Source organism: Klebsiella sp. GG_Kp146 (assembly GCF_040061975.1).
Classification (GTDB): domain Bacteria; phylum Pseudomonadota; class Gammaproteobacteria; order Enterobacterales; family Enterobacteriaceae; genus Klebsiella; species Klebsiella quasipneumoniae.
In genome coordinates, this window is sequence record NZ_JBEAHA010000006.1 from 147,530 (window position 1) to 154,427 (window position 6,898).

The 6,898-nt window shown below is 58.5% G+C and carries 6 protein-coding genes and 1 other RNA gene; 4 read left to right on the top strand and 3 right to left on the bottom strand.

The window, feature by feature from the left end:
* Window positions 1-171: 171 nt before the first annotated feature.
* The gene (gene cysZ, locus ABLU95_RS08755; RefSeq protein ID WP_023290591.1) at window positions 172-933 is read right to left on the bottom strand and encodes a sulfate transporter CysZ; all 762 of its coding nucleotides are present in this window, start codon (window positions 931-933) and stop codon (window positions 172-174) included.
* Window positions 934-1,163: 230 nt separating this feature from the next.
* Between cysZ and zipA the strand changes: the two genes are divergently transcribed.
* The 3 genes from zipA (at window position 1,164) to ABLU95_RS08770 (ending at window position 4,515) form a co-directional block, all read left to right on the top strand.
* Window positions 1,164-2,210 carry a cell division protein ZipA gene (zipA, locus tag ABLU95_RS08760; RefSeq protein WP_023290590.1) on the top strand — a complete coding sequence of 349 codons (1,047 nt, stop codon included), beginning with the start codon at window positions 1,164-1,166 and terminating at the stop codon, window positions 2,208-2,210.
* A 69-nt stretch (window positions 2,211-2,279) separates the two neighbouring features.
* Window positions 2,280-4,295 (top strand): NAD-dependent DNA ligase LigA, encoded by a 2,016-nt coding sequence (ligA, locus tag ABLU95_RS08765; protein ID WP_032453683.1) that lies wholly within the window; start codon window positions 2,280-2,282, stop codon window positions 4,293-4,295.
* Window position 4,296: 1 nt separating this feature from the next.
* A complete protein-coding gene (locus tag ABLU95_RS08770; RefSeq protein ID WP_004202007.1) occupies window positions 4,297-4,515 on the top strand; it encodes a DUF3820 family protein in 219 nt (72 codons plus the stop codon).
* On the opposite strand, the gene ABLU95_RS08775 is transcribed toward ABLU95_RS08770, so the two are convergent.
* The gene (locus tag ABLU95_RS08775; RefSeq protein ID WP_023290588.1) at window positions 4,512-5,510 is read right to left on the bottom strand and encodes a bile acid:sodium symporter family protein; all 999 of its coding nucleotides are present in this window, start codon (window positions 5,508-5,510) and stop codon (window positions 4,512-4,514) included. The genes ABLU95_RS08770 and ABLU95_RS08775 overlap by 4 nt on opposite strands.
* A gap of 88 nt (window positions 5,511-5,598) precedes the next feature.
* On the opposite strand from ABLU95_RS08775, the gene ABLU95_RS08780 reads away from it, so the two are divergent.
* Window positions 5,599-6,525, top strand: a complete 927-nt coding sequence (locus ABLU95_RS08780) for a LysR family transcriptional regulator (protein ID WP_032453682.1) — start codon at window positions 5,599-5,601, stop codon at window positions 6,523-6,525.
* A gap of 87 nt (window positions 6,526-6,612) precedes the next feature.
* On the opposite strand, the gene ABLU95_RS08785 is transcribed toward ABLU95_RS08780, so the two are convergent.
* Window positions 6,613-6,750, bottom strand: a non-coding RNA gene (locus tag ABLU95_RS08785) — RtT sRNA.
* Window positions 6,751-6,898 lie beyond the last annotated feature (148 nt).

A 6,898-nucleotide genomic window follows, 5' to 3' on the forward strand; every position in this document is an offset into this window, starting at 1 on the left:
CCCGTCCTTAACTGTATGAAATTTGGGGGTACGGCATCAGCATACCCGCTTAAAGAATATGCGGAAGTAAGGATTTAGCATATCTATATGCGGAAGGGAAATAATGATGATCAAGAAGGAATAAGTGAGATATAAGGAGCGGCTCTCGCCGCTCCAGGGGAGGTGCTGCTGTTACTTCCAGCTGGCGTGTCTGTCGCGATAGCAATCGACCCACATGGCGGTGGCGCCGCAGATAGCCACCGGGAGGATCACCAGGTTTAACACCGGGATCATGGTGAACAGGCTGGTGAGCGCGCCAAACTGCATATTCATCACCTTGCGGCTGCGCAGCGCTTCGCGCATGGTCCTGAAGGGGACCTTGTGGTTATCGAAGGGGTAATCGCAGTATTGAATCGCCAGCATCCATGCGCTGAACAGGAACCAGAGTACCGGGGCCACCGTCTGGCCAACGCCGGGTATAAAGTAGAGCAGCAACAGCACGATGGCGCGGGGCAGGTACCAGGCCAGCTTCTGCCACTCACGCTTCATGATGCGCGGAATATCCTTCATGATGCCAAAGACGCCGACGTCCGGCGGGGTGGCGCCAGTCAGACGCGCTTCCAGCTGTTCCGCCAGCAGGCCGCTGAACGGGGCGGCAATCCAGTTGGCAATAGTAGAAAAGAAATAGCCAAACACCAGCAGGATCGACAGCACCACCACCGGCCACAGCAGGTAGTTTAGCCATTGCAGCCAGTCAGGCACATGGCTCATCAGCGAAGGGATCCAGCTGTCGAGACGGGTAAACAGCCACCAGAAAGCACCGCCCATCAGCAGCACGTTAACCAGTAAAGGCAGGAAGACATAACGACGTATGCCCGGCAGCCTGATGAGTTTCCAGCCCTGCGAAAAGTAGTATACGCCGCTACGCGGGGTCGGTGCGGATGATGAAACCATAGCCAGGCATTGCTCCTTTTTGAACATCCAGTGTGAATGCTCGCTTATTTTATCGGGTCGTCAGACAATAACCAGTTAGGAAATGTTCGAAAAAACAGCAAAAAGCACGATTTAGTTCATCTTTATGTGGTGAAAGCGACCGACGCACTTGCACTTGAGGTAATCGGCAAATACTCTTAGTGAGTAAATGTTTGCCGTGGTGGCAAGGTGTTAGAACAACAGAGAATATAATGATGCAGGATTTGCGTCTGATATTAATCATTGTTGGCGCGATCGCCATAATCGCTTTACTGGTACATGGTTTCTGGACCAGCCGTAAAGAACGTTCTTCGATGTTTCGCGATCGCCCACTGAAACGTATGAAGTCGCGCGACGATGAGTCGGAAAATGACGACTTTGATGATAATGTTGAAGGCGTAGGTGAAGTCCGCGTTCATCCGGTGACTCACGCTCCGCACGGCGCGCATGGGGAGCATGAAGCCCCTCGTCAGGCGCCACAGCACCAGTACCAGCCGCCTTACGAGCGCCAGATGCAGCAGCCTGTGCGTCCTGAGGAACCGGTTCGTCAGGCGCCGCCGCGCCAGGCCCCGGCACAACCGCAGGGGCAACCGTCTGCGCCGCATGCGGCTCCACAGCCTGGCTGGCAACAGCCGCAACCCGCGCAGCCGCAACACCAGCCGCAACCTGCTGTGCAACAGCCTGTCGCGCCGCAGCCGGTGACCCCGACCGTCGCCCAGCCGCAGCCGGCCGCTCCGCAGCAGCCTGCGCCCCAGCCTGTTGCCGCGCCGCAGCCCGCGGTTGCTGAACCGCAGCCGACAGAGCCGCAGCAGCCTGCAGCGCCCCAACCGAAAGAGCGTAAAGAGACGGTCATCGTGATGAACGTTGCCGCGCACCATGGCGCGCAGCTTAACGGCGAGGTGCTTATCAATAGCATCCAGCAGGCCGGGTTCAAGTTTGGTGAAATGAATATTTTCCACCGCCATCTGAGCCCGGACGGCAGCGGCCCGGTACTGTTCAGCCTGGCCAACATGGTGAAGCCGGGGACCTTCAATCCGGACAGCATGGCGGATATGATGACCCCTGGGGTGACTATCTTTATGCAGGTCCCTTCCTACGGTGATGAACTGCAGAACTTCAAGCTGATGCTGCAGTCTGCGCAGTATATCGCCGATGAAGTGGGCGGCGTGGTGCTTGACGATCAGCGTCGCATGATGACGCCGCAAAAACTGCGTGAATACCAGGATCGTATTCGCGAAGTGAAAGACGCGAACGCCTGACGTTCCGCGTTATCTCAACTCCTTCTCAACCCCCGCCTGTCGGGGGTTTTTTATCATTGATGGTGTGATATGGAACCGATCGAACAACAACTGACTGAACTGCGAACCACGCTTCGCCATCATGAATACCTGTACCACGTTATGGACGCACCGGAAGTGCCCGATGCGGAGTATGACCGGCTGATGCGCGAGCTGCGCGAGCTGGAGAGCCAGCATCCGGAGCTGATTACCCCGGATTCACCGACTCAGCGCGTGGGGGCGGCGCCGCTGACCGCCTTCAGCCAGATCCGCCATGAAGTGCCGATGCTGTCGCTGGACAACGTGTTTGACGAAGAGAGCTTTCTGGCCTTCAACAAGCGGGTGCAGGATCGCCTGAAAAGCACTGACCCTCTCATCTACTGCTGCGAGCTGAAGCTCGACGGCCTCGCGGTGAGCATTCTCTACGAAAACGGCGTGCTGGTGCAGGCGGCGACCCGCGGCGACGGCACCACCGGCGAGGATATTACCTCTAACGTGCGAACCATCCGCACCATCCCGCTCAGGCTGCATGGCGATAATATTCCCGCACGCCTGGAAGTGCGCGGGGAAGTGTTCCTCCCGCAGGCCGGGTTCGAAAAAATCAATGAAGAAGCTCGACGCACCGGCGGAAAAGTGTTTGCTAACCCGCGCAATGCGGCGGCGGGCTCGTTGCGCCAGCTGGATCCGCGCATCACCGCGAAGCGACCGCTTACTTTCTTCTGCTACGGCGTTGGGGTGCTGGAGGGCGGTGAGCTGCCGGCCAGCCACTCGGCCCGTTTACAGCAGTTTAAAGCATGGGGATTACCGGTGAGCGATCGCGTCACCCTTTGTCATACCCCCGAGGAAGTGCTCACTTACTATCGTAAAGTCGAGGAAGATCGTCCCCATCTGGGCTTTGACATTGATGGCGTGGTGATCAAAGTCGATTCGCTGGCGCTGCAGGAGCAGTTAGGTTTCGTGGCCCGCGCGCCGCGCTGGGCCGTGGCCTTTAAGTTCCCCGCCCAGGAGCAGATGACTTTCGTCCGGGACGTGGAGTTCCAGGTGGGCCGCACCGGGGCGATTACGCCGGTGGCGCGCCTGGAGCCGGTCCATGTCGCCGGCGTGCTGGTGAGTAATGCCACGTTGCATAATGCCGATGAGATCGAACGCTTAGGCTTGAAAATCGGCGACAAGGTGGTGATTCGCCGGGCAGGCGACGTGATCCCTCAGGTGGTCAACGTGGTGCTTTCCGAACGCCCGGCAGATGCCCGGGATGTTGAATTCCCGACCCACTGCCCGGTCTGTCAGTCCGACGTTGAGCGAGTGGAAGGCGAGGCGGTAGCCCGCTGTACCGGCGGCCTTATCTGCGGCGCGCAGCGTAAAGAGTCGCTCAAGCACTTTGTCTCCCGTCGCGCGCTGGACGTTGACGGCATGGGCGACAAGATCATCGACCAGCTGGTGGAGAAAGAGTACGTCCATACCCCGGCGGATCTGTTCCGGCTGACCGCAGGGAAACTGACCGGGCTGGATCGGATGGGGCCGAAGTCCGCGCAAAACGTGGTCAACGCTCTCGAGAAAGCCAAAGAGACAACCTTTGCGCGTTTCCTCTACGCCTTAGGCATTCGCGAGGTAGGAGAAGCGACGGCGGCGGGCCTGGCGGCGCATTTCGGCACCCTCGAGGCCCTGGAGCAGGCTTCCATTGAGGAGCTGCAGAAGGTCCCTGATGTCGGCATTGTGGTCGCCACCCATACCTTCAACTTCTTTGCCGAAGAGAGCAACCGCGATGTCATCGCGCAGCTGCTGGCGGAAGGGGTTCACTGGCCGGCGCCGGTGGTGGTGAAGGCGGAAGAGATTGACAGCCCGTTTGCAGGCAAAACCGTCGTCCTGACCGGCAGCCTCAGTCAGCTGTCGCGGGATGACGCCAAAGCGCGTTTGGTGGCGCTGGGGGCGAAGGTGGCGGGCAGCGTATCGAAGAAGACCGATCTGGTGATTGCTGGCGAAGCGGCGGGTTCTAAGCTGGCGAAAGCGCAGGAGCTCGGCATCGAGGTGATTGACGAAGCCGAAATGATGCGTCTGCTGGGAGAATAACGTGGATAAAGCGCAGCTGGTGGAGATCGCCAATACTGAGATGCCGTTCGGTAAATACAAGGGGCGTCGTTTAATCGATGTCCCGGAGGAGTATTTATTGTGGTTCGCGCGCAAGGATCAATTCCCTGCCGGCCATCTCGGCGAACTGATGGCGCTGACCCTTCTGATTAAAAGCGAGGGGCTGAGCGATCTGGTCCAGCCCCTGAAGAAAGCGCGTTAAGCTTTGGCGGCGTTGGCCTTTTCCTGAGCGAGACGCGCATCGGTTTGCTGTTTATAGCGCCGCGCCAGCACCGCGCAGACCATCAGCTGGATTTGATGGAAGATCATCAGCGGCAGCACCATGATGCCGAGGATGGAGGTCGGAAAGAGAATATTGGCCATCGGGATGCCGTTGGCCAGGCTCTTTTTCGAACCGCAGAAGACGATGGTAATTTCATCGGCTTTGTTAAAGCCGCAGCGGCGGGCGACGAACACATTGACCGCGATGACGATGGCCAGCAGCACCAGGCTGACCACCACGATAAACAGCAGCGATCCCAGACCCACTTTATGCCAGATGCCGTTCACCACCGCCTCGCTAAAGGCGGAGTAAACCACCAGCAGAATCGAGGTCTGGTCGGTCTTACCAATCCACTTCTTATGCTTCGCCACCCAGTTGCCGATCCACGGCCGCGATAAATGGCCGAGCACGAAAGGCAACAGCAGCTGCAGCATGATCTTTCCGACCTGCTCGAGGCTACCGCCTGCGCCATGAAGGTTCATCAGGGCACCCACCAGCAGCGGTGAAACAAAGATGCCCAGCAGGCTGGAGGCCGAGGCTGAGCAGACCGCCGCCGCGACGTTGCCTCCGGCCAGCGAGGTGAAGGCGATGGCGGATTGCACGGTGGCCGGCAGAATGCACAAATAAATAAAGCCGCTGTAGAGCATCGGATCGACCTTCACCGGCGCCCACCAGGCAAACAGAACCCCCAGCACCGGGAAGAGAATAAAGGTGCTGCACATCACCCACAGATGCAAACGCCAGTGGCTGCCGCCGGCGATAATTGCCTCCCGGGAGAGTTTGGCGCCGTGCATAAAGAACAGCAGGGCGATGGCGGCGGTGGTCAGATGTTCAAAGAAGGGGACGAAAGCGCCCCGGGCCGGGAAGAATGAGGCCAACAGGACAACGGTGACCAGGGTTGCCGTAAACGGATCGAGAATGCGGAAAAGTTTCATAAACGCTCCTGAAAAGAGATGCGTTATTGTGCTTTTTTTGATTTGAGAAATAAAATTGATTTATTGCATCTATTCATGAATAAAAAAGATGAATTACTCTCTGCGTCAGTTAAAAGTATTTGTTACCGTCGCCCGCGCCAGGAGCTTTAGCCGGGCGGGGGAGATGATTGGCTTAAGCCAGTCGGCCGTCAGCCACAGCGTCAAGGAGCTGGAGCATCAGACCGGGGTCCGTCTCCTAGACCGTACCACCCGGGAGGTGGTCCTCACCGAGGCGGGTCAACAGCTGGCAGGCAGGCTGGAGCGTTTGCTCGATGAGCTGGCGGTGACGCTGCGCGATGCCGGTCGGGTAGGCCAGCAGCTGAGCGGCACCGTCAAGGTTGCCGCCAGTCAGACGATTTCCGCCCACCTTATTCCCCAGTGTATTGCTCACAGCAATCGTCGCTATCCTGATATCGATTTCGTGCTGCACGACCGGCCTCAGCAGTGGGTGCTGGAGAGTATTCGCCAGGGGGAAGTGGATTTCGGCATTGTGATTGATCCTGGCCCGGCGGCGGACCTGCAATGTGAAGTGGTCCTGGCGGAACCTTTTTTGCTGCTCTGCCGGGAGGATCATCCTTTTGCCAGCCTGACTGAAGTGCCATGGCAGGCGCTACAGGATGAGAGACTGATCCTGCAGGACTATGCCTCCGGCAGCCGTCCGCTGATTGATGCGGCTCTCAGCAGGCTGGCTGTCCGGGCGAACATTGTGCAGGAGATTGGCCATCCGGCAACGCTGTTTCCGATGGTGGAGTCGGGAATTGGCATCAGCGTACTGCCGGCGCTGGCGCTGCCGTTACCGCAGGGAAGCCATCTGGCGGTGAAGCGACTCACTCCGATAATGGAGCGGCAGCTGATGCTGGCATGCCGGAAAAATCGCTCGCTGTCGACCGCCGCCCAGGCCTTATGGGAAATCGTGCGAGAAGAAGGGGAGAATCTCACCGCCGCCAGGGTTGAAGATCCGCTGTATCAGCGTTGATAGCGGTTTATCGCCACGGGGAGGCTCGTGGCCAGAGCGTGCGTTCCGCGCATAGCAAAAAGGCGCCTTTAGGGCGCCTTTTTACATTGGTGGGTCGTGCAGGATGACTCGGCTTCACCTCGCCCTTCGGGCCGTCGCCGCAAGCGGCTCCGTTGTCTCACTGCGTTCGACCCGAACCTGCTGCAGAGACACTCGTCTCATCCTGAGACTCGCCCTGCGGGCCAACGCCGCCGCGTTGTTCAAAATTGTTCCCGACAATTTTGTCGAATCGTTGAGTTCCGCGCATAGCAAAAAGGCGCCTTTAGGGCGCCTTTTTACATTGGTGGGTCGTGCAGGATTCGAACCTGCGACCAATTGATTAAAAGTCAACTGC